Annotated in this window: 1 protein-coding gene; it reads left to right on the top strand. The window is 46.4% G+C overall.

Features of this window, described 5'->3' with window-relative positions:
• A partial coding sequence (locus D1841_RS18485; protein WP_166554414.1) for a sigma 54-interacting transcriptional regulator occupies positions 1–528 on the top strand: 528 nt, incomplete at both ends.

The raw sequence follows: 528 nt of genomic DNA, 5'->3' as shown, positions 1-528 counted from the left end.
GCTAATGGCGGCACTCTGCTGCTGGATGAAATCAACTCCATGCCGTATGATTTACAGAGCAAGCTGCTGCGCGTGCTGCAGGAGGATTATATCAGAAGAGTTGGTGGAAGCAGAGATATTCCCATTGATGTGAGAATTATTGCTACGGTCAACGAACCCCCAGAAAAACTCATAGAAGAAGGCAAACTTCGAAAGGATCTTTATTACCGGCTTAATGTAGTAAATATCTCCATTCCGCCGCTGCGCAGCCGCCTTGAAGATATTCCAGTATTGACAGAAAAACTGCTGGAAAAGCACAATGAACGCTTTGGAAAAGAGGTCTGGATGGTATCGGAACATGCGCTGCAGCGTCTTTGTGATTATAATTATCCGGGCAATGTTCGTGAACTGGAAAATATTATTATGCAGTCGGTCGCTATGGCAGACAGGGAACACGTGCTGACAGAAAAACTGTTGCAGATGCCGATGCAGGTAGATGCAATTGGCGCTGATGTCGAAAAGTGGGATCGGAAAGGTCCGCTTGATCAG

It is taken from the genome of Neglectibacter sp. X4 (genome assembly GCF_009917365.1).
In the GTDB taxonomy this organism is placed as follows: Bacteria; Bacillota; Clostridia; order Oscillospirales; family Acutalibacteraceae; genus Acutalibacter.
The sequence above is the reverse complement of the archived record's forward strand: the minus strand, read 5'-3'. Positions and strand labels throughout refer to the sequence as shown.